At 34.4% G+C, this 21,955-nt stretch carries 19 protein-coding genes; 4 read left to right on the top strand and 15 right to left on the bottom strand.

Features of this window, described 5'->3' with window-relative positions:
* Nucleotides 1-160 precede the first annotated feature (160 nt).
* The 4 genes from IPZ78_RS13220 to IPZ78_RS13205 all read right to left on the bottom strand — a co-directional run bounded on the left by IPZ78_RS13220 (nucleotide 161) and on the right by IPZ78_RS13205 (nucleotide 4,271).
* Nucleotides 161-787, bottom strand: coding sequence for an HPP family protein (locus tag IPZ78_RS13220; protein WP_225554459.1), 627 nt, complete (start codon nucleotides 785-787; stop codon nucleotides 161-163).
* A gap of 1 nt (nucleotide 788) precedes the next feature.
* Complete coding sequence (gene rlmB, locus IPZ78_RS13215) at nucleotides 789-1,571, bottom strand: 23S rRNA (guanosine(2251)-2'-O)-methyltransferase RlmB (RefSeq protein ID WP_225554457.1); 783 nt, start codon at nucleotides 1,569-1,571, stop codon at nucleotides 789-791.
* A 78-nt stretch (nucleotides 1,572-1,649) separates the two neighbouring features.
* Nucleotides 1,650-3,437, bottom strand: coding sequence for a DNA polymerase III subunit gamma/tau (locus IPZ78_RS13210; RefSeq protein ID WP_225554455.1), 1,788 nt, complete (start codon nucleotides 3,435-3,437; stop codon nucleotides 1,650-1,652).
* Between the two features lie 111 nt (nucleotides 3,438-3,548).
* Entirely contained in the window at nucleotides 3,549-4,271 is a 723-nt protein-coding gene (locus IPZ78_RS13205; RefSeq protein WP_225554453.1) for an MIP family channel protein, read from the bottom strand.
* Nucleotides 4,272-4,592: 321 nt separating this feature from the next.
* Here IPZ78_RS13205 and IPZ78_RS13200 point away from each other — a divergent pair, with 321 nt between their 5' ends.
* The gene (locus IPZ78_RS13200) at nucleotides 4,593-5,783 is read left to right on the top strand and encodes a hypothetical protein (protein ID WP_225554451.1); all 1,191 of its coding nucleotides are present in this window, start codon (nucleotides 4,593-4,595) and stop codon (nucleotides 5,781-5,783) included.
* 82 nt (nucleotides 5,784-5,865) lie between these two features.
* On the opposite strand, the gene IPZ78_RS13195 is transcribed toward IPZ78_RS13200, so the two are convergent.
* Both IPZ78_RS13195 and IPZ78_RS13190 read right to left on the bottom strand, forming a co-directional pair.
* Nucleotides 5,866-7,035 (bottom strand): hypothetical protein, encoded by a 1,170-nt coding sequence (locus IPZ78_RS13195; protein WP_225554449.1) that lies wholly within the window; start codon nucleotides 7,033-7,035, stop codon nucleotides 5,866-5,868.
* Between the two features lie 100 nt (nucleotides 7,036-7,135).
* Nucleotides 7,136-10,237, bottom strand: coding sequence for a TonB-dependent receptor domain-containing protein (locus IPZ78_RS13190; protein WP_225554448.1), 3,102 nt, complete (start codon nucleotides 10,235-10,237; stop codon nucleotides 7,136-7,138).
* Nucleotides 10,238-10,526: 289 nt separating this feature from the next.
* Here IPZ78_RS13190 and IPZ78_RS13185 point away from each other — a divergent pair, with 289 nt between their 5' ends.
* From IPZ78_RS13185 to IPZ78_RS13175, 3 genes are all read left to right on the top strand, one after another.
* Nucleotides 10,527-11,153, top strand: coding sequence for an ABC transporter ATP-binding protein (locus IPZ78_RS13185; RefSeq protein ID WP_225554446.1), 627 nt, complete (start codon nucleotides 10,527-10,529; stop codon nucleotides 11,151-11,153).
* A gap of 66 nt (nucleotides 11,154-11,219) precedes the next feature.
* Nucleotides 11,220-12,617: an ABC transporter permease gene (locus IPZ78_RS13180; protein WP_262903875.1), complete on the top strand. Its 1,398-nt coding sequence runs from the start codon at nucleotides 11,220-11,222 to the stop codon at nucleotides 12,615-12,617.
* The gene (locus IPZ78_RS13175; RefSeq protein ID WP_225554442.1) at nucleotides 12,618-13,100 is read left to right on the top strand and encodes a hypothetical protein; all 483 of its coding nucleotides are present in this window, start codon (nucleotides 12,618-12,620) and stop codon (nucleotides 13,098-13,100) included. It begins immediately after the preceding gene.
* On the opposite strand, the gene IPZ78_RS13170 is transcribed toward IPZ78_RS13175, so the two are convergent.
* The 9 genes from IPZ78_RS13170 to IPZ78_RS17325 form a co-directional block, all read right to left on the bottom strand.
* Nucleotides 13,097-13,810 carry a 16S rRNA (uracil(1498)-N(3))-methyltransferase gene (locus IPZ78_RS13170; RefSeq protein WP_225554440.1) on the bottom strand — a complete coding sequence of 238 codons (714 nt, stop codon included), beginning with the start codon at nucleotides 13,808-13,810 and terminating at the stop codon, nucleotides 13,097-13,099. The two genes, IPZ78_RS13175 and IPZ78_RS13170, sit on opposite strands and share 4 nt — an antisense overlap.
* A 1-nt stretch (nucleotide 13,811) precedes the next feature.
* The gene (locus tag IPZ78_RS13165) at nucleotides 13,812-15,128 is read right to left on the bottom strand and encodes a hemolysin family protein (protein WP_225554438.1); all 1,317 of its coding nucleotides are present in this window, start codon (nucleotides 15,126-15,128) and stop codon (nucleotides 13,812-13,814) included.
* A 4-nt stretch (nucleotides 15,129-15,132) separates the two neighbouring features.
* Nucleotides 15,133-15,675, bottom strand: a complete 543-nt coding sequence (locus IPZ78_RS13160; protein ID WP_225554436.1) for an inorganic diphosphatase — start codon at nucleotides 15,673-15,675, stop codon at nucleotides 15,133-15,135.
* A gap of 26 nt (nucleotides 15,676-15,701) precedes the next feature.
* Nucleotides 15,702-16,340, bottom strand: coding sequence for a DedA family protein (locus IPZ78_RS13155; RefSeq protein ID WP_225554434.1), 639 nt, complete (start codon nucleotides 16,338-16,340; stop codon nucleotides 15,702-15,704).
* Nucleotides 16,341-16,372: 32 nt separating this feature from the next.
* The gene (locus tag IPZ78_RS13150) at nucleotides 16,373-16,786 is read right to left on the bottom strand and encodes an HIT family protein (protein ID WP_225554432.1); all 414 of its coding nucleotides are present in this window, start codon (nucleotides 16,784-16,786) and stop codon (nucleotides 16,373-16,375) included.
* Nucleotides 16,787-16,988: 202 nt separating this feature from the next.
* Nucleotides 16,989-17,462 (bottom strand): transcription elongation factor GreA, encoded by a 474-nt coding sequence (greA, locus tag IPZ78_RS13145; protein WP_225554430.1) that lies wholly within the window; start codon nucleotides 17,460-17,462, stop codon nucleotides 16,989-16,991.
* A gap of 143 nt (nucleotides 17,463-17,605) precedes the next feature.
* A complete protein-coding gene (locus IPZ78_RS13140; RefSeq protein ID WP_225554429.1) occupies nucleotides 17,606-18,301 on the bottom strand; it encodes a response regulator transcription factor in 696 nt (231 codons plus the stop codon).
* A gap of 5 nt (nucleotides 18,302-18,306) precedes the next feature.
* Nucleotides 18,307-19,983 carry a sensor histidine kinase gene (locus IPZ78_RS13135; RefSeq protein WP_225554427.1) on the bottom strand — a complete coding sequence of 559 codons (1,677 nt, stop codon included), beginning with the start codon at nucleotides 19,981-19,983 and terminating at the stop codon, nucleotides 18,307-18,309.
* Nucleotides 19,983-21,902: an alpha/beta hydrolase family protein gene (locus IPZ78_RS17325; RefSeq protein ID WP_225554424.1), complete on the bottom strand. Its 1,920-nt coding sequence runs from the start codon at nucleotides 21,900-21,902 to the stop codon at nucleotides 19,983-19,985. Before IPZ78_RS17325 ends, IPZ78_RS13135 begins: the two co-directional genes overlap by 1 nt.
* Between the last annotated feature and the right edge of the window lie 53 nt (nucleotides 21,903-21,955).

The following is a 21,955-nucleotide window of genomic DNA, read 5'->3' as shown; positions in this document are numbered from 1 at the left end:
ACCTCCAATACTATCTTTGCCCTGCTGAAGAATAGTTACTAAACGTAACTTAAAATTGAAATTATACTTCTGATTTTTTCTCATAAAAATGCCCCAAATAAGTGTCTAACTTTTTGGGGCATGTCCACACTGGAGCCTTTTGTTTTATACTTTATTATCATTAGAAATGAATTTCATTTTTGGATTTTTTTGAAAATCTTTGTTTCAATTGTATCCTTCTTGATTTTCGTAGTCTAGAATTCTTTACAGGATAATGTCTATCATTAGTGATATTATTGAATATCAACGCTACAACTAATAAAATGACTGCGCCACTGAATACCGGCGAAAAAACATAGTCATATCCCAATTCGGTAATCTTTGCCCCTCCAGTTATAGCTATTAAAGCAGTCGCTCCACCAGGAGGATGTAATGTACGTGTCAATTGCATGACGACAATAGAAAGTGCCACAGCCAATGGTGCTGTTAGCCAAATAATATCAGGAAAAAGCTTTGCCACGGTTACTCCTACTAACGCAGAGACAACATGACCTCCAACTAAGTTTCGTGGTTGAGCCAATGGGCTATATACAGCACCATAAATTAACACAGAAGAAGCTCCAAAGGATCCAATTAAGAAAACATTCTCCAGCTGAGGTAAATGAAGGGACTGTAAATAGGCAATAATTCCAATTCCGATAAAAGCTCCTACAAAAGACCAAAAGTGATTTTTAAAATCAACAAGTGTTTCTTTATAAACTACATACTTATATAACCTAAGTTGTCTGCGAAGCCTGTGCTTGAGCATTTTACTTTATTATATTTCGCTGTCTAATAGCTTCATAAATAACTATTCCGGCTGAAACAGAAACATTCAATGAGCCTATTTCACCAAACATTGGAATCTTTGCCAATTTATCCGAAATACGAATCAAATCATCCGAAACACCAACATCTTCAGCTCCCATAATTACACAAGTAGGAACTGTATAATCTATATCATAAACTGAGTCTTTAGTTTTTTCAGTACTTACAACTAATTGAACGCCAGAATCAATTAGAAAACGCCCTGTTTTTCCTAAAGAATCTTGACGACAAACTGGAATTTTGTACAATGCTCCAGCTGAAGTTTTGATAGCGTCAGGATTAATTTCAGCAGATCCTTTTTTAGGCACAATAATCGCATGTACACCAGCACATTCCGCTGTACGTGCAATAGCGCCCATATTTCGAACATCAGTCACACCATCCAACATCAATAACAATGGAGTCTCTCCCTTTTCATAGATTTCAGGAAGTATATCCTCTATATTGTGATAAATAATCGGAGAAATTACAGCAATTACACCTTGGTGATTTTTACGCGTGATCCTATTCAACTTTTCAATTGGCACTTGCTGATAGCCGATGTTAGTTTCTTTAATTAATGCCTTCAATTCCAACAATAAGCTTCCGCTTAATCCACGTTGTATAAAAAGAGATTCAATCTCTTTACCACTATCTATGGCTTCGATAACAGCACGAATACCAAAAACCATTTGATTACTTTCTCTTTGTTCGCCGCGATCACGACGTTGGAAATTGTTTTGCATTATTCTAAATTAAATATAATGAGGATAGTAGCTCGAATCGTACCATCCAAAATTTGTACAAAGATAAGAAAGAGAAATTTAGCTTAGTCCTAAATTGAATGTTTTTCGTAAAGTTTCTAACGCGGGATTCTTCTCGACCATCACTTGATACTTTTCTTGTGATGTATAAGCTTTACGAATTACTGTTTGTTCTAATTGATGTGTAATCAAATCCAACGAAAAATTCTTCAATTCGACACGCAAGTAATTCAGAACATCAATTTTACCTTCTTTAAGCTGTTCACTTTGAACCATATTTTCGACATCCACCTCTACAATATTCCCATTTAATCGGGGTTCGTTAGCAGTCATGATCGTGTAAAGCGTAATACGATTCTCGGCTTTTAACTTTTCAGCTAGTGTATTCCACTTACTAATAAATGAATTGAACGTAACTTCTCTGAATTCACTACCCTGAACTAAATCAGATTCTTCAGTCTCCTCTGCTAATTTTTCATCGAAAACTGTAGCCAAACTAGGAACCGCTACTGAAGGCTTGAAACTTCCCCAGCCCTTTCCTGATGAAAAAGATTTTTTCTCGGGTTCAGGAGCTTTTACAGGAGCAGGAATAGCTGATTTAATAGGTACAGGAGCCTCGACTTTAGCAGCAACACTAGAAGAAGTTGATGGAATTGAATTAACAGCCGAAGGAATTGTTTGCTTTACTGACTCAGGAAGTTTTTTTTTTACTTCCACTTGCGTAGTTGATATACCATGTACTCCCAATTTAATTGCGGAAGACAAATGACACATCTTTAGTAAAGCCAATTCAATTTGTAAGCGTTGATTTTTACTCGAACGATATGATATTTCACATTGATTAGCAATATTCAAAGCAGAAAGCAGCAATCCTGAGCTTAATGCAGCTGATTGCTCATAATACTTCTTCTTGATATTTTCACTTACATCCAAAAGCTTTAAGGTACGAGGTTCTTTTGTCACTAAAAGATTTCTAATGTGATTAGATAACCCAGCTATGAAGTGCCCCCCATCAAACCCCTTATTTAATATATTATCAAATATCAACAATGTCTCTGCCGCATCTTCACCAGCAATAGCCTGCATCAATTTGAAATAATAATCGTAATCAAGAATATTCAGATTATCAATTACTGCTCGATAAGTAAGATTACGATTAGAGAAACTCACAATCTGATCAAACATGGACAAAGCATCACGCAAACCACCGTCTGCCTTTTGTGCAATGACATGTAAGCCATCTACTTCATAAATAACCTCTTCTTTAGCTGCAATACTAGCTAAATGATTAGCCATATCTTCTACCTTGATACGATTGAAATCAAAAATTTGACAACGTGAAAGAATAGTTGGAAGTATTTTATGTTTTTCTGTAGTTGCTAATATAAAAATCGCATACGCAGGTGGCTCTTCTAATGTTTTCAAGAAAGCATTAAATGCCGCTTGTGAAAGCATATGCACCTCATCAATAATGTAAATCTTGTATTTACCCGTTTGAGGTGGGATACGTACTTGTTCAATCAAACTACGAATATCATCCACCGAATTATTGGAGGCCGCATCTAATTCGTGAATACTAAATGATGCACCATTTTGAAATGATTTACAACTTTCACATTCACCACAAGCTTCAGTATTCTCTGAGATATTCTCACAATTGATAGTCTTAGCCAAAATACGCGCGCAAGTCGTCTTACCAACACCTCTAGGACCACAAAACAAGAAAGCCTGTGCCAACTGATTGTTATGTATAGCATTTTTGAGGGTATTCGTAATATGCAATTGACCTACGACAGAGTCGAAGGTAACAGGACGATATTTACGGGCTGAGACAATGAAATTATCCATTAGCACAAAGATAGCTAATTTGACTTGGCATATCAAATAATACCAAAATATAAGGGGATGCAAAATATGCTTTGCTCCCCTTATATTTTAACAAAATTAAACCTAATTAGTTTATGCTTCTTTATCTGAATATACAATTTTCCATAAAACTGAACCCACAACTGCACCTACAATTGGAGCTACAATAAATAGCCACAGTTGCGATAATGCTTGTCCTCCTGCTAAAATAGCCGGACCAAAACTACGTGCTGGATTTACTGAAGTACCTGTAACAGGAATAGCTACCAAGTGAATCAATAATAAAGTGAAACCTATTGCTAAACCAGCCATTGTTCCATTACCTAATTTGGAAGTAGTCCCTAAAATCACAAATAAGAAAATAGCCGTCAAAACAGCTTCCGTAATAAATGCAGCGACAACGCCATATTCATTTTGATAACCTTTACCCCATCCATTTGAACCATAAGCCCATTCACCTGCAGTAAAACCAGCAAGCTGACCTGATAAGATTTGGCTTAATACAAAAGCACCTAATAATGCTCCAATAAATTGAGCAACAATATAAACAGCAGCATCTTTAGCTGATATTTTACCTGCAACTAATACACCAATAGTTACGGCAGGATTGATATGACATCCAGTAACGCCACCGATTGCATAGGCAAATACTACAACCGAAAGTCCAAAAGCTACTGATATACCTAAAAGACCTAGACCAGCAGTACCAGCCAATGTCGTGCCTCCAGCTATTACCGCTGCACCACAGCCGAATAAGACTAAACCAAATGTTCCAATTAGTTCAGCAATGAATTTTGAAGAAGTTTTAATTTCCATGAAAATAGAATTAGTTTTAGTAATTGGTTAAAATTAAAGAGAATGTCGATGCACACACAAGAAAACACATAGGCTATTATGTTTATTGTAAACGATAACCTACATTAGGCTAGATATAAAATATTTCGACATATCTAATCTACTAAAAATTAATCATTTGAAAAAATAAAATATTCATCCAAAAAAATACATTAAAACATCCCACCAATACGCTAACAAAGAGGACTTTTCGGATAATTTATAACAAATAATTTTCATCTTTTATCAAATCATTTTATTAATTTTATGTTAACTAATCGTTAATGATTTGTAAGCAAAAAAATGTGGAACCTACGCTATACACTTTATTGTATTGTAATTATATTACAATCTCACATTTCCTTTGCCCAAAAACTAGATAGTATTCATTTCCTTCAAAAACCATTTGTGGTTGACAAATCTTTACTTGAAACGTTCCAGTTTCCTTCACAAATTAGTAAAGATGCTATACAACGCTTTTATCAAGAGATTAACAATCAGTCGTATCACAATTTAGTTAAAGATTTAGTTCAATTTCGAACTGCAGAAAAACTTAGTGATTGGCTTTATTATCAACTTATACGCAGGGTATCACAATCCCTAAGTTCTAAGTCTGAAAATTACCATAGATACACTTTATATAAATGGTATTTGATGAATAAGTCTGGATATGATGCGCGTATTGCCATTGGTAACAATCAGATTATCTTTTACATCAAGAATAAAGAAGATATCTCAGACATTCCTTTTTTCAATATTGGTAAACAGCAGTACACTTGCCTTAATTATCATGATTATGGCAAGCTATTTCAACGAACTGATGCGTATACACCTATAGAAATATATTTTGAAGAGGGGAAAAATGATTTTAAGTACAAAATAAATCAAATGCCAGAATTGTTGGCTCAGGGATACAAGCAAAAAAGTATCAATTTTGAATACAATGACAAAGTGTACAACTTCAAGATCAAGGTGAATGATGAGGTGTCTAGTATTTTTAAAAATTACCCTGGTGTCGATTTTGACTCCTACTTTAATATTCCGCTTACCAAAGAAACCTATAGTTCCTTGATACCAGTATTGAAGGAGAATGTAGCAGAAATGACTACAGAAAAGGGTGTAGATTATTTGATGCGATTTACGAGATATGCGTTTTTATACGAAGATGATGAAGATAATTTTGGTAAAGAAAAGCGTTTATCTCCCGAACTCACACTGCTCAATCCCTACAGCGATTGTGATGACCGTGTAGCGTTGTTTTTCTATTTGGTCAAAGAGATATATAATTTACCAATGGTCGCCATCTTGTATCCTACACATATTACTATGGGGGTACAATTTGACAAAAAGATTGGTAAAACCATCAAATTTGAAGATCAATATTATTCTATTTGTGAACCAACACCACAAGCAAGAAGTCTTAACATTGGTGAATTAGCAGACAAATACTTAGACGAAGAATACAAGATCGTATATCACTATTCTCCAAAATAAAAACTCCCCATTCAATGAATGAGGAGTTGATTATTAGTTTAAAATTATAGTCTTATAAAGAATATTTTAGTATAGCTGTAGATTATAAACCTACAGTCCAACCTTTAGCCCATTCAGGTGTAGATGTTCCGGCTCCAGCACCAGTAGCCGTAGCATCTTCAGTGAATACCGATGCTACATCCACAGAAGAACCATCACTTTTCTTTCCTTTTGATTTTGTAGCAACATTATCAAATTTTACACGAGTAGCTTTTAATGTAGAACCAACATAACCAAGTGTAACATCATTTTCTACATCAAATCCTGTTCCCCAGTTTGAAAGCACCACATTGTCTAACATACCTTTAGTTCCTACACGTAATTTTAAAGCTTGTGATTCACCTTGATGAGCACCACGTCCAATTAATGTTAAATTTTTAATTGTTGGGTTTGATGTTGGGTTTACATCATGTGTATTTGAATTATTGTCAGCTTCAATACCTCTGTTTCCTTTTGCAGAAGCTTCTTTTGCATACCAATTTTCATTTGTACCATTCCAACCTTCAGTCCAATCAAATTGATCATCTTCGTTTGCTGTAGCTACTAAATATTTAGAATCTACCGTTCCACCAAACCATTCGAAACCGTCGTCAGAACCTTCGTGAACTTGTACATACTCGATTGTTGTTCCCTTACCTACACCAAACATCGACAAACCATTAAACTCTTTTTCAGCTGAGTAAGAATAACCAGAATATTCAATACGTAAATATTTAATTGATCCTGAATTGTCATTTGCTAAAGTACCACCGTAAATTAAGCCAGAAACTTCCGCAGTAGCTGTAGTTCCCTTATTAATTGGAGCTTTACCACATAATACTAAACCTCCCCAAGAACTTTGCACTTTATTTGTTGCTGTCATTACAACAGGTTTTGCCGCGGTACCTTCTACAAAGATTTGTCCTCCTTGCGCCGTAGCAATATATCTTATTTCTTCTCCATCTTTGAAAGGTGTAGCCTCGATAGTAACACCAGCCTTAACTGTCAACTTACCGCCGTTTTCAACAATAAGAGGTCCCGTCAATTTGTAAACTCCACTTTCTAATACGATGTGCTCACCATTCTTAATCGCACCTTTTAGGTTTTCACGATCTACTTCTTTGCCTGGATCTACCACTATAAGTTCGTCGTCATCACTACTACAAGCTGTGAAAACAAATGGTGTCGCAGACAAGGACATTAATAATAATAGAGTTGAAACTGATTTTTTCATTATTTCTGATTTATTAATTTTCAATTTTATAATACAAATAAACTAAGCTTATATTAACATCTAATCAACTGACTGTTAATAAATTATTAAATTTACCGGGTTAAAAATTATACTTCAAACCCAAGTTAAAGAATTGACCTTTTTTGTATGACAACACTTTGACAGGCTCCGAATTTTCTTGCCATCTTTCAAATGCTGGATTCAAAATATTGCGTGCAGACAACTCCAATCCAATTTTTTTCGAGATTTTACTTTTTACAATTAAATCCAAAGTACCAAGCCCCTTGTCTACGCGATGTCCTAATCCACCTGTTCCGATAGCATAGATTTTGTCCGAGTAATAATTGTATAGCACAGTAGCTACTATATTTTTTCCTTCGGCGAAATTTTTATTGTATGATAAATCCGCGTTGATGATAAAGTCAGATGCTCCAGTGAATTTTGAGCTTGAGTGTGATGGATCGATATTTACTAAACCATTCGTTTCTGTAGTCACTTTTTGCGCATCAAAATCTTGATCTGTTTTCATGATTGCCGAATTAAATCCGAAGCTCAATTTATCTTCATTAAATTCAAGAATATCCTTTTTGAATTCTAATTCAACACCATACACAAAACCTTTGTCGCCAGTATTCGCATATGAAATATCATTTGTTGCCGAAGCGATCATAATTTCGTTGATCGGATTTTGAATATATTTACCAAATGCAGCTACCGAAATCAATTCCGCCTCAGTCGGAAACATTTCCCATTTCAAATCTACATTATAATTGTCCGAAGCATACAAATATGGATTACCAAGCACCACTTCAGTCACATCGTCATAAGGAAAACGTGCTCTTTCTTTGAATTGAGGTAATGTATAAGTTTTGCTAGCGCCAAATCTTAAATTTTGCTTTTCGTTCAATGCGTATTTCAAATTCAAACTCGGTAAAAATGCGTCTTTCGATATCTCATTCTTAGCTTTCGGGAATTCAATGCTATAGTAATCTACACTTTGTTTGATTTTTTCATAACGAGCACCTACAACAGCTGTCAAGCGATCCGTCAATGCATAATCCACACTTGCAAAAGCAGAATGAATATTTTGATCACCATTGTAATACTGAAAAGCATTACCCGCAAATCCTTTCAATTCGTAAAATGTTCCATATCCTGCAGCTCCTAAGTATTGATCAATATTATTTGGATCAATAACGGTCTGTCTAGCATCTGTAAGAATATTAAAGTTCAATTGCATTACATCAAATGATCTTTTCTTCATTCTTGCATTATAGCCTAATGTAATTTTCCCTTTATTATCATCACCTAATTTGTAGCTTGCCGCAATGTTGGCAGCATATTCATTTTCTTTCAAGAAATAATTGTAGCGGTGATTATCAGCCTCATTCACACGAATAAAAACATGGTCACCATTGCTTAACATGCGCGTCTGCGATTGCATACGATCTGGCATATCGCCGTCCACTATATTTGCAGCCAATCCCCAATTCAAATCGATTTTGTCTGTCAGTTCGTGTTTACCAAGCAATTGATTGATTATTAACTGTGTTTGAGAAAACGTATTACGTCTCACGACTCCATTACCATCTTCTGCTGCATCGCGAATATATCCTGTGAAATTATCTGCGAATTGTTCACCAGAATTGATATATAAAAAGTTATATGATAAACTGTGCTTATTATTAATTTGATAATTGGCATTCAACATACCAGTTGACTTGGTGTTATAGCTATGTCTTGTTTGGAAAAAGCTTTTCAAACGGTCACCTTGCGCACCAACATTTGCATTCAAACCTTCGCGGTAAGCGTATCCATTTGCAAAATTTAAGGTTGCGAAAAGACTTAAACGGCTTTCGTCTCCTACGTTAAATGATTTGCCTAATTTCAAACCCAGGTCAACTGGCAACATATTTTTAGCGTCCAAATTCCAACTATTTTTGAAATGGTAGCTTCCTTGTGCATCAGCAGGTATATTGGCGTTCGAAAATCCAAAAAAGTTAGGTCCTTGTTGTAAATTGAAATTGCCCGCTTGCTTCAATGCATTTGTATTCACAGTAGAACCTAAAGAAACTTCAAATAACTGATCACCTTTGAAATTTTTGGATGCAATGTCTACGTTTGCACCACCGAAATCACCATTCAGTGTCGCATTGTGCAATTTATCCACTCCGATATAATCAACCACATCTGTGCTAAATACATCCAGAGCAATATTTTTTAAATTTGGATTGCTAGATGGAATCGGTAATCCATTCAATGAAGTCGTATTGTAACGATCTCCCAAACCACGTACATAAACTTGGCTATTGCCTTCTTGTTTTGACACACCCGAAAGTTTAGAAACAGCCGTTGCCGCATCGCTAACACCCTTTCTTGACAATTCCTCTACCCCTATTTTCTCTACAACTAACGCCGCATTTTTGCGCTCTTCTAACAATGCAAGTTCGCCAACCTGTGATCTGCGACGTGATACAACCACTTCATCTAATACTGAACTTGTATTAACAAGAACAATATTTATGTTTTCCCACTTTTTGTCAACTAAAGAGACAGGTGTTATTTCTTTATTATATCCTAAGTAGCTAGTCACTACTTGATACTCACCATTTTTAGAAACTGGAATCATAAATTCACCACGTTCATTCGTAGATGTCGTTTTAGAATTATCTCCTAACGCTACACTTACTCCTGCAATAGGTTGCATTGTTTCCACATCTATTATTTTTCCTCGAATTCCGTATCCAGCCATAGTAGTGGCAGCAGAAAATCCATCAGCAATAGATGTACTATTCTTTTGCTGTGCTACTAATGTTTTAGTTGTATCAGCTTTATTAGAAATCCGAACTATCAAATCATTTTTTGAAGTCGAAACACCCAATTTCACATTCAGTTTTGATAGTTTGCCTGACACAATTTCTACATCCGAAATTTCCTTCTTGTGAGTTCCCTTCGCTGAAAACTCAATAGTATATATACCAGGTGCAATACCTGCTAAAGTATAATTACCATTTGCATCTGAATTTGTGATTTTATTTAATGAAATAATTTTGATTAATGCATTAATCGTAGGCTTACCATCTTTCTCATTTGTAATCGAACCGGACACCAAGCCTGAACTCTGTGCAAAAACAACAGCATGGATAATAATACTTAGTACTAGTAAACTTGCCTTCTTAATGTGTAAATCTGTTTTCAACATTACTTAATTTTAATTTAACACAAATTAAAAGCAAGTAGATTAACTCAATGTTAGGTTTAAATTACCATTCCATGACAGAATCATTAAGTTAATGTTAATCAATCTCTTCAAAACTTGATTCCTTATATATTTATAAGGGAATCTAGGTTGAATATTGTGATAAGATTAATTTTTCTTTAATTAGAAAAGTGTGTTAATGGTGTAATAATTTGAATAGAATTTTCTATTGTAATCTATTGTCAATACCTTTAAACATTATCTAAATGCATTTTTTAGAATTTAAAAATCAATGATACGTTCAGAAAATCTCACATTCCAATATGATTCTTCATCGGAGCTAAATTTCGCTACTGTAGATGTAGAAAAAAATCAACACACATTACTTTTAGGTGAATCAGGAAGTGGTAAAACAACTTTATTACATCTTTTGGGTGGCTTATCATTACCTAAGACTGGAAAAGTAATAATTGATGATGTAGATATCTATTCGTTAAGTGAACAACAACGTGATTTATTCAGAGCTAAGAATATGGGTTTTATATTTCAGGATGCACACTTACTCAAAAATCTAACCATAGCCGAAAATATCTTACTTGCGCAATATTTGGCAGGAGAAAAACAAGATAAAAACGCTGTAAATGCAATCTTGGCAAAGCTAAACATTGGAGACAAAGCAAATCAACGCCCAAATCAATTAAGTAGAGGACAATTACAACGTGCAGCAATAGCGCGCGCAGTCATTAATAAACCAAAAGTGTTGATTGCGGATGAACCTACAGCAGCACTTGATGACACCAACACCAAACATGCAATTGATTTGCTATTAGAAGTAGCATCTAATTACCATGCAACATTATTAATAGCAACACATGATACAAGAATAAAATCATATTTTGCCAACACCTATCAATTATAATTTTTAGCTATGAATACGTTATCTCTTGTTTGGAAAAATATTACGCAACAATGGGGTTCAACTCTATTGAGTATTTTGCTAACAGCTTTTGGTGTTGCTATCCTAATTGTAATTTATATTAGTTCAACAACACTCGAAAAACAATTACAAAACAACACCAAAAATATAGATTTAGTTGTGGGCGCTAAAGGCAGTCCTATGCAACTTATCTTGAGCTCGCTTTATCATGTAGATAATCCTACTGGAAATATTCCGATGATAGAAGCGAATAAAATTGCTGAAAATCCCCTTGTGCAACTGGCCACGCCAATTTCTCTCGGAGACAACTACAAAGGCCACAGAATAATTGGTACAGATGCAAGTTTCTTAGAGCTATATAATTTGAAATTGAAAGACGGGAAATTATGGAGCAAATCTTTTGAAGTAGTTTTAGGAGCTGAGGTAGCGCGTAAACATAATCTGAAAATAGGTGATAAAATATTCAGTGCCCATGGTCTATCAGCAGATGCACATCAGCACGATGATCATCCTTTCACCGTAGTAGGCATCTTAATACCAGCGCAATCTGTCGCGGATAATTTAATCCTTAGCAACTTAGCCAGTGTCTGGGAAGTTCATGGGATAGCGCATAATGGCGAACATATTCATGGTGAACATTGCGATCATGAACACGATCATTCACACGATGACCACAAACATGAGGAGCATCATAATCATACAAATGAAGCACCTATTGCGGTAAATAATGAAAAAGAAGAGCATAAACACGACCATGATCATACGGAACACGGTCACAGTCATGAGGCTCATCAACACGAGCATATAGAATCTTCGCATCCACACAAAGAAGAATTAGTAACGGAAAAACCCCAGGATAATGCCTTTATAAAGAGTATAGGGGAAGATATGATCCAAGATCAAGGTGTTGAAATTACAGCTTTGTTAGTTAAATACAATTCACCGGCAGCAATTTCAGTTCTTCCTCGAATGATTAATCAAAGCACACAGATGCAAGCAGCTTCTCCTGCAATAGAAAGTTCTCGAATTTTCTCTTTATTAGGAGTTGGATTTGATTCTCTTGAGATTTTGGCTTATGTAATTATGATTATCGCTGGATTTAGCGTTTTTATCAGTTTGTACAATGCCTTGAAAGATCGCAAATATGATTTAGCCATTATGCGGACTTTAGGAGCTACTAAAGCTAAACTTTTTGCTATTACATTAGTCGAAGGATTAGTAATTACGTTTATCGGAGGAGTGATTGGGTTAATTTTAGGACATATCATCTTATACTACATCAGTTTACAAACAAGTCAAAGTGCTGATTTCATACAGGCTTTCTCAATAAATCCAAATGAAGTAATAATCTTAATAGCTGCTATTGTAATTGGTATTTTAGCCAGTATTGTACCTGCCATTAAGGCTTATAAAACTACTATTTCGAACATATTAGCATCAAAATAAATGAAAAAATATTTAATAATAATCGCATCATTCTTTATTGCCATTGCCACAAATGCACAAATAGGTGGATTTAAACAAGGTCTTGATGTACCTGATCATACCCCTATGATGAATAGTACATGGGAGGCAATTGACAAAATGATGTACAAAGTTACTACTAGTGGTAATAAAAAAGTATATACACCACATTATCCAGCCGATCTTAAAAAATTAGAGAATAAAATTGTAGAACTTCCAGGTTACTTGGTCCCGCTTACAAGTGGGCGTAATCACAGCACATTCATGTTGTCTGTACTTCCAATTGCTCAATGTCAATTTTGTGGAACAAACGGCATACCTCCGATGGTAGAAATATTTATGAAAAATGGAACAGTGAAGTTTACAGAAGAACCGTTCAAAGTTAAGGGTAAAATGGTATTTAATCCCGAACCATTAAAAGGTAATGCCGAAATCCAAATTGTAGATGCAGTAATAGTGCGTTAACGATTCAATAATGAAACTTCAATAACAGAAGCTAGTGCAGCTGTTTCGGTACGCAGCCTTGCTTCTCCTAAAGACAAAGGAACAAAGCCAGCATCTAATGCCTGGCTTATTTCTTTTTCAGAGAAATCTCCTTCAGGACCTATTAAAATAAGATAATTACCCTTAGGATTGAAAGATGTTGAAATAAATTTCTTTTCACTATCAACGCAATGTGCAATACCTTTTGTATAACCACTGTCTTTTGCTAGATCAATAAATTTGGAAAATGTAATAGCAGGATTTATTTTAGGAATATATGCTTTCAAAGATTGCTTCATTGCAGCTACAGCTACTTTTTCTAATCTCTCTACTTTTACTTCTTTACGCTCTGAATGTTCACAAATAACAGGAGTAAATTCAGTTAGACCAACTTCTGTTGCTTTCTCCAAAAACCATTCAATACGATCAATATTCTTGGTTGGAGCCACCGCTAAATGAATCTTATAGGATATTTTACCGAAATTTTCTTGTACTGATAAAACACGTAAGGTTGTTCGTTTGGGATGTGCATCAATGATCTCAGTTTCATAAATCCCCCCTCTGCCGTCAATTAAATGTATTATCTCACCTACAGTAAGACGTAATACACGAATAGCATGTTTACTTTCTTCCTCACTAAGAATAAAAGACTTATGTTGAGATTCTATATCAGGAGTAAAAAAAAGCTGCATTTTAAAATTCTGAATGTTCATCACCAGCGACCTCAACCACATCCAGTTTAACAAACTCGATATTTTGTTGTGTCTTCTTCATAATAGTAAAACGGTAACCTAATTCTTCAATGGATTCCCCTACATCAGGTATTTTTTCAAACACATGACTTACAAGGCCAGCTATGGTGTCATAATCTGTACTTTCTGGTAGTTCTATTGGCAAGAATTCATTAACATCATACACGCTCGCTCCCGCATCAATCATAAATTCAGTTTCTGATATTTGCTCGACTACAGGTGTTTCCTCATCGTATTCATCTTGAATATCACCAACAATTTCTTCAACAATATCTTCTAAAGTAACCATACCTGAAGTACCGCCAAATTCGTCCAACACAAATGCAATTTGAATACGCTTTTGCTGAAATTCAGCCATCAAATCATTTATTTTCTTTGTTTCTGGAATAAAATAAGGCTTGCGCATAATATCCTTCAAGTCAATTAGCTTTCCTTTGAACAATATTGGAAGAATATCCTTTGTATGAACAACACCTACAATTTTATCAATATTGTCATCATAGATAGGGATACGAGAATATCCTTCTTCAGTTACTGTATTAATAAATTCTTCTGTGGTATCATTAACCTCTACTGCGATAATCTTAGTACGTGGCACCATAATATTCTTTACAATACGCTCATTAAAATCAAAAACATTTTTAATAAGCTCATGCTCTGAAATATTTAATGCACCCGACTCCTTTCCTTTATCTAAAAGATATTGAAGTTCTTCCGATGAGTGATTAGATTCATTAGGATGTGGTTCTATACCGATTAATTTCAGTAAAAAATTTGCAAACCCATTAAAAACATAAATTAGAGGCATCAGAAACCAATAAAATAGCCTTAAAGGGATCGCGACTTTCATCGTTGTTGCGATAGGCTTTTGAATTGCTATAGATTTTGGAGCCAATTCACCCAACACTACATGCAAAAATGTAATAGTACCAAAAGCTATTACTATACCTAAACCTTTAGCCCAGCCCTGTGAAATATCAATATGAAAATACCCAAACAAATGACTGACAATCTCTGTCATGACTTCTTCACCGATCCATCCCAAACCAAGTGATGCTAAAGTAATACCTAGCTGTGTTGCAGCTAGGTATTTATCCAAATGCTCCGTAATATTCTTTGCAATCTTAGCCACATTGCTTCCGGATTTTGCTTGTAGCTCAATTTGTGATGCCCTTACTTTGACAATCGCAAACTCAGCGGCGACGAAAAAGCCATTTGCAAAAACTAATAAAAATGTCCAAAAAATATCTAGAGCCATTTGATTATTTATTTCTTATTTCAGTGTTATAAAGCTCAATGCTTTCTTTAATGATATTTTGTGCATAAGTACGTCCATATAGATTTTGAACCTCTACACTTTTACCTTCTAATGCCTTATAATCTTGGAAGAAACGTACAATTTCTTTCATCGTGTGCGGAGGTAATTCTGATAAATCATTGATATAATTTACTGAAACATCATTTTTAGCTACAGCAATAATTTTATCGTCTTGCTCACCACCGTCAATCATGTGCATCACACCGATAACCTTAGCTTCAATCAAACTCATAGGATAAACATCCACTGAACTAATAACCAAGATATCCAATGGATCTTTATCATCACAATATGTCTGAGGAATAAATCCGTAATTTGCTGGATACATTACCGAAGAGAATAATACACGGTCCAATTTAATTAAACCACTGTCTTTATCAATTTCGTATTTCGCTTTTGAACCTTTAGGAATTTCAATTATGGCATTTACCGAATTTGGCACGTCATCTCCAGGAGATACTTGATGCCAAGGATGTTGTGTACTCATTAATATTTATTCTGTTTATATGTTGTTTATTTTTGTTTTCTATTTTTTAACCATCTCTTAAGCAAAGCAATGATAATAGGTAAGAATGCAATAACAATCATCCCTACTACTATATATTCTACATAATTAATGATATCTGGAAATAATTCACCCAAATAATATCCAGAAAGTGTCAAAACACCGACCCAAATAAGTGCCCCAGAAACATTATATAGGACAAACTTTTTAAAATCCAGCTTTACAACTCCTGCAAATATTGGCGCAAATGTACGAATAATTGGCACAAACCTTCCTATCACCAAAGCTGTTCCGCCATATTTTTGGTAGAACTCTTCAGCCATTACAATATACTTTTTCTTAAATATCCAGGAATCTTCCTTTTTGAAAAGCATCGGCCCGGCTCGATAGCCAAACCAGTAACCCGCAAAATTACCAGCAATACCTGATCCTAAAATCCCTAAAAACATAGCTGTAATACTTACATCAATTTTGTTCAAAGCACAAAACAATCCCGCCAAGAACAGCAAATAATCTCCCGGCAAGAAAAACCCAAAGAAAAGACCTGTTTCGGCAAATACGATCAAGCATACTATATAGAATCCACCATGACTCAGTAAGTACTCAGGATCCATTAGCTGCTGAAATGAAAATAAAAATTCTTGCATAGTTGTTAAATAAAAGACTTTAGCTGCAAAGGTTATTCAGCATTAGTCACTTCAGAGATAGCATGACGAATATCGTCAGCGATTTTTTGCATCTGTTCCACTGGCAATGATAATTTTGGTTTATCAAAGCTCATATCACTTACCTTATTCAATGGAATCAAATGAATGTGTGCGTGAGCCACTTCAAGACCTACCACAGCCACACCAACTTTTTTACATGGGAATACTTTTTTGATACCTTGTGACACAATTTTAGCAAACACCCACAAGCCCATATATTCATCATTATTAATATCAAATATATAATCTGTTTCATTCTTAGGAATCACTAAAACATGCCCTGGTGTCAATGGAGAAACGTCTAAAAAAGCCAAATAGTCATTGCTTTCTGCAACTTTATAAGCAGGAATCTCTCCAGTAAGAATTTTCGAAAATATAGTAGACATAAATTTATATCAAATTTGTGTATTCGCAAATATACTAAAATATAAAAAACATCAAGAGTTATATTGCAAACGTTTGATATTCATATTACAAATATCTTCTATTATAAAAACAATAAAGGATTCTAAATTTTAGAATCCTTTATTACAAATTGTTTAGTACTATAAGCGGTTATGGCAATACCGCTCATAACCTAATAATATTCTATCTTGAAATCTCTAATACTTCAAATTCAATTTCACCTGCTGGAACTGTGACAACAGCCGTTTCACCAACAGACTTACCTAGTAAACCTTGTGCGATTGGTGATTTAACAGAAATTTTACCTGCTTTCAAGTCTGCCTCAGTCTCCGAAACCAACTGATAAGTCATTTCCGCACCATTCCTTTTGTTTTTGATTCGCACTATTGACAAAGCCAATACCTTCGATAAATCCAATTTAGACTCATCAATCAAACGTGCACTTGCCAAAACATCTTCTAATTTAGCAATCCTAGCTTCATGCAACCCCTGAGCCTCTTTTGCAGCATCGTATTCTGCATTTTCAGACAAATCACCTTTGTCTCTAGCTTCTGAAATTGCGTTAGCGATTTTAGCTCTGCCTTCAGTTTTCAAATACTGTAATTCTTCTTTGAGCTTTGCTAACCCCTCTTCGGTGTAATAAGTTACTTCTGCCATAATTATATATTTTAACTTAATTATTTAACAATAAAAATTAATAAAAAAATAAACAAGACCATTCGCTCTATGAGAAAATGGTCTTGTTCATCGTTATACACGAAGATATATTAAATATCTCGAACTTCCAAATAATTAAAAATCTATTCTTCGTCAACAAATCTATAACCCAAACCACGTACAGTTTGTAAGTAAGTAGGTTTGTCTGGATTGTTTTCTATTTTTTTTCGTAAACGCACGACATGCATATCTAGCGTACGTGTATTCACATTAGAGCTGTAGCCCCATACGACCTCCATCAATTCTTCACGCGTAATCTCTTTACCCATATTTTGTAAAAAGTGCAATAGAATACGATTCTCTAGTATAGTCAACTCAACTTTTTTACCATCACGAATCAGAGAGTGAATATGTGGATGATGCTCTGTATTGCCAAAAATATGTATATCCTTATTCGAATTTTTAGGCACGAAAAAACGAACCTTATTATCAATCATAGCCACAAGCACATCCATATTAAATGGCTTTGTTATATAATCAGTAATCCCATGACTATAAGCATCAATCTTGTCTACATCTTGAGATTTGGCAGTCATCATAATGATGATATTTTCAAACCCCTGCTTACGCACATCTTGACATACATCTATCCCCTCTTTACCTGGTAACATCCAGTCCAAAAGCACTATATCAGGTTGAACGGACAATATTAACTCTTCTGCCTCTATACCATTGCCTGACTGTACTACCTGATAGCGTTCGGTCTGCAAACGATGACTAATCAAAAAACGTAAGTTCTCATCATCTTCAATGACAGCTATTGTAATATCTCTATCCATATATTTTATACTTTTTTGATTACTATTGGAAATATCAACATAAAACAAGTGCCTACATTCAACTCACTCTCTACTTTAATCTCACCTCCCATAAACTCTGTAATTTCCTTACAAAAAGCTAACCCTAGCCCAATACTTCCTTGTTGGTTAAATTGATTCTTTACGCGGTAAAATTTCTTAAAAATACTATTAAATTCTTTTTTGTCTATCCCAATCCCTCGATCTTTGAATAAAATAACGAAATTTTTCTTAGTTTGTTCAACTTTTATTTCTAAAAAACGATTCGTCGGATTAGAATATTTATAAGCGTTATCTATTAAATTTTGAAATACACTTGTCAGTAGGATTGGATCAGCATAAATTTCACTTTTGACACTCACACTGTCCTTTAAATTCAGGTCTGGATATTTGATTCGCGTCGATTCAAACATGTGCTGACAAAATTCATTCAAATCTATAAACTCACCATTAAATTTAATGGATTTATTTTCAATTTGTGCAAAAGAAAGTAACTTATTCATTAAACTATTGAGCTTGTCGGCTTCCTGATCCAATATACGACCATACATATTCTTTTCTCCCTCACTCAGCTGCTCTGCACTTTTAATATTATTACCAGCAATCTTTATGACACTTACTGGTGTTTTGAATTCATGTGTCAAATTATTAATAAAATCATATTGCAATTGATACATACGATTATTAGCCAATACATTTCGGTAGATCAAATAACCCAACAATAGCAAAACTAAATAAATGAGTATCAATATACCTACAACTGGAAAAAACCATTTATTAATTTCTTTTGTAATATGTCCTTCCGATGTTACAAATTGCAATTTATAATCTGATAATGCACCCGGCAAAGCAATCTCTGTCCTTAAAAACACAGCTTCATCAAGTATATACTGATCAACAACTGGCTTGATACTTACATTTTCATAGAGATTAGGGTATTTATTATTAATCTGAATTTTTGTTGGAAGGATGTAGAAAACATAAAAGTCTTGCTCATAGCTCGACTTTTGATAGTTAACATCTACCATCATACTCCTGAAAGAAAGCACATCTGTCATTCGAGGAATATTCATATATGAAATTTTACCAGGCTGAATATTATAAAAAAGATTATATATATCTGTATTCGAAATACGTGATGTGTCTACATTATCACGACCTAAGTAAGTACATAATTTTAGAAAAATACTATAAAGTTCTTCATTAGAGGAAAGATCACCGTTCGAAACTTGCTTAGAACTTTGAAGACGGTAATCAGAAGTTAGTTCATAGAGATAACTCGATTTTGTGGAGGCGCCAAAATTACCTATACGCATCTGACGTTCAACGGAGTCAATGTTCGTAAACAAAATATCTGAAAATTCAATTTTTTGAACAAATGGATATTTACGCAAGATGGAGTTTGAAAAATCTTTCGCTTGCACAGAATCCATGAACCCCTGATAATACGCCACCTCAGGTATCTTTTCTTGAAAAAACTCGTTGAAATCCTTTACTGTTTCATCAAAAACTTCGGCTTTACGATTATTAAAATCAGTCTGAACAAAATTCGTAGTAATAGTGCGCGCAAAAAAAACTGAAATAACAAATAGAAGTGTGACAAAAAGCAAAAAGACTATCAGTAAGCCTAGATTTTTTTTGTATCTCGAATCAAATCTTGCCATTATTTCATCTGCTCTTTTAAGAAAGCTTCTATATTTTGATAAAATTCAATAATATTTTCGTCCTTTCTGAATCGCCGCCCTTCATCTTCTTTATAAATATACGTTAATTCCACATTGTTGCTTCGCAATTTTTGCACAAATTGGTTGACATCCGTCATTGTATTATACCGATCTTTTCCACCTTGAAACATAAGAACCGGCATTCGAACTTTATCTGCATGGAATAACGGTGAAATGGCTTTAAACAACTCATACTCTTTCTGTGGATTCCCAATGATTCTATAATACAGTTGTTTATATGAATTATAATAAGGCGGAAATTCTTTGAAATACGTAAACAAATTGATATACCCTGATGATGATATGGCACATTTGTACATGGTAGGGTTAAAACAGGCTGCATATAAAGCTGAATAACCACCAAAACCTGTACCCATAATAGCAACGCGATCTTTATCCGCAATTCCTTTATGAATAAGCCAAGCAACGCCATCATTAATATCATTTTGAATTTCCCCACCCCACTGCTTAAATCCTGCTACATAAAATTCTTTCCCTAATCCTACAGAACCTCTAAAGTTCACCTGAAATACAGCATAACCACGATTTGCCAAGAACTGCACTTCTGAGTTAAACCCCCAAACATCGCGACGATTTGGCCCATCATGTACCAATACAACAACGGGGTACTTATCTTGTTTTTTCAGGGGATAAGTCAAATAACCCTTGATGCGTTTTCCATCTCTTGAATCAAAAGCTATTTCTTCCATATGAGATAGTTTTTTGTCACGTAATGATGGATTCAGTGGTGTCAATTCCTTAATTATACCTTTATGGTAATAATATATACCTCCAGGATTGGTATCTGTATACGTTCTGAATAAAATTGTATTAAAAGAACTATCTACCTCAATGATATCAACGCTATTACCCTCAAATTTAGATGAGATTTGAAGATATATGTTTTTTAGTTCCTTATTATATATTGTTGTTGCTTTTCTTTTATCAAATGCTGTAGAAAATAACACTTCCTGCCTTGCAAAAGAATAGCCATCAGCATTCATATCCACTTCATCATTCTTAGAAAGGATGGTTTCTTGACCTGATTCTAAATTCAATCTTACCAAAGCAACTTTGTCTCTCCCTCTATTTGAAAGCGCATAAATGGAATTATTAATATCCTTAACAGGACCTAATGGATATATTAATGAAGCAAAATCTGTTTCTAAAACCTCCTTAAATCTTTTGTTTTCATCTTCCCTATACCACAATTTATCTTGCACACTATCACTTGATAACGCTATACGGACTTTACCATCAGAAGAAACAAACCAATCATTAAAATGATTACTATTTTCATCTACCAAAATAGGTTGTCCTCCTTTCAAAGGAATTTTGTACAAATCAATGACTGTGCTATCCCTTCTATTCATCTGTGCAAATAGATACCCATTGAAAGCTCTAGCGGGCGAAAGCCATTTTATTGTGTGTTTTGAGGTCTCAAAAAGTGGGTTAATTTGCTCAGAATGTATATCTACTGTAAATAATCTAAGGCTATCTTGATAGGATTGCGCATTAGAAAAAACAATACTATCATTTGTTGCCCAAAAATAATATTGTACGTTCAGACTATTTTGATAAGTGAGCTGCTTAGATGAGTCAGGATTACTTAGGTTCAGGATAAAAATATTCTTGCAATGATCTTCCAAACCTAAATAAGCCACCCACTTGCCGTCAGGTGAGATTTTAAAATTTGTATGGTCTGGTCTATCAAAAAAATCTTGAATAGGTATTAAATCTTCCTTTACACTATCACCACAACTGTAAATAAACGTTGATAATGTAACAAGCACTAACTTTAATATCCCCTTAATATTCATAAATCTTCTACTTCTATTCAAATAAAATAATTTTCTCACATATTTCATCAATTGCAACCTTAATTTTACAGCATATTTAAAAGCAATTTCTA

It is taken from the genome of Sphingobacterium bovistauri, assembly GCF_020295405.1.
Taxonomy (GTDB): domain Bacteria; phylum Bacteroidota; class Bacteroidia; order Sphingobacteriales; family Sphingobacteriaceae; genus Sphingobacterium; species Sphingobacterium bovistauri.
Note: the sequence above shows the minus strand (reverse complement) of the source record. Positions and strands in the feature narration are given on the sequence as shown.

Bases quoted from the DNA above. Each gene is read 5' to 3' on its own strand.
- IPZ78_RS13220 (WP_225554459.1), bottom strand. From the start codon at position 787: ATGCTCAAGCACAGGCTTCGCAGACAACTTAGGTTATATAAGTATGTA.
- rlmB (WP_225554457.1), bottom strand. From the start codon at position 1,571: ATGCAAAACAATTTCCAACGTCGTGATCGCGGCGAACAAAGAGAAAGT.
- IPZ78_RS13210 (WP_225554455.1), bottom strand. From the start codon at position 3,437: ATGGATAATTTCATTGTCTCAGCCCGTAAATATCGTCCTGTTACCTTC.
- IPZ78_RS13205 (WP_225554453.1), bottom strand. From the start codon at position 4,271: ATGGAAATTAAAACTTCTTCAAAATTCATTGCTGAACTAATTGGAACA.
- IPZ78_RS13200 (WP_225554451.1), top strand. From the start codon at position 4,593: ATGTGGAACCTACGCTATACACTTTATTGTATTGTAATTATATTACAA.
- IPZ78_RS13195 (WP_225554449.1), bottom strand. From the start codon at position 7,035: ATGAAAAAATCAGTTTCAACTCTATTATTATTAATGTCCTTGTCTGCG.
- IPZ78_RS13190 (WP_225554448.1), bottom strand. From the start codon at position 10,237: ATGTTGAAAACAGATTTACACATTAAGAAGGCAAGTTTACTAGTACTA.
- IPZ78_RS13185 (WP_225554446.1), top strand. From the start codon at position 10,527: ATGATACGTTCAGAAAATCTCACATTCCAATATGATTCTTCATCGGAG.
- IPZ78_RS13175 (WP_225554442.1), top strand. From the start codon at position 12,618: ATGAAAAAATATTTAATAATAATCGCATCATTCTTTATTGCCATTGCC.
- IPZ78_RS13170 (WP_225554440.1), bottom strand. From the start codon at position 13,810: ATGCAGCTTTTTTTTACTCCTGATATAGAATCTCAACATAAGTCTTTT.
- IPZ78_RS13165 (WP_225554438.1), bottom strand. From the start codon at position 15,128: ATGGCTCTAGATATTTTTTGGACATTTTTATTAGTTTTTGCAAATGGC.
- IPZ78_RS13160 (WP_225554436.1), bottom strand. From the start codon at position 15,675: ATGAGTACACAACATCCTTGGCATCAAGTATCTCCTGGAGATGACGTG.
- IPZ78_RS13155 (WP_225554434.1), bottom strand. From the start codon at position 16,340: ATGCAAGAATTTTTATTTTCATTTCAGCAGCTAATGGATCCTGAGTAC.
- IPZ78_RS13150 (WP_225554432.1), bottom strand. From the start codon at position 16,786: ATGTCTACTATATTTTCGAAAATTCTTACTGGAGAGATTCCTGCTTAT.
- greA (WP_225554430.1), bottom strand. From the start codon at position 17,462: ATGGCAGAAGTAACTTATTACACCGAAGAGGGGTTAGCAAAGCTCAAA.
- IPZ78_RS13140 (WP_225554429.1), bottom strand. From the start codon at position 18,301: ATGGATAGAGATATTACAATAGCTGTCATTGAAGATGATGAGAACTTA.
- IPZ78_RS13135 (WP_225554427.1), bottom strand. From the start codon at position 19,983: ATGGCAAGATTTGATTCGAGATACAAAAAAAATCTAGGCTTACTGATA.